General features: G+C 39.7%; 1 protein-coding gene. It reads right to left on the reverse strand.

Annotation, left to right across the window (positions count from 1 at the left end; genetic code table 11):
* On the reverse strand, window positions 1–237 hold a 237-nt coding region (locus ACVCZW_RS00020; RefSeq protein WP_452231277.1), incomplete at both ends, for a hypothetical protein.

Below are 237 nucleotides of genomic sequence, written 5' to 3' on the forward strand. Positions count from 1 at the left end.
ACAGTACAAGCAGTAAGATCAGGACCGATAGAATCTTCAAGCGTAAGTGTTGCAGTAAGTATGGTTTCATTACCACAATCATCAGCAACTGTATACGTAACTAGAATAGTACCACCAGCGCCACAAGTGGAAGCAAGGTTAGTAAATACATAATCTGAAGTTACATCAAATACTGCATCTGTATCACAGCTATCTGTACCACAAGATTGAAGAGCAAGTATGTTAGCGGCATTCCAA

Source organism: Lacinutrix sp. MEBiC02595 (assembly GCF_053601555.1).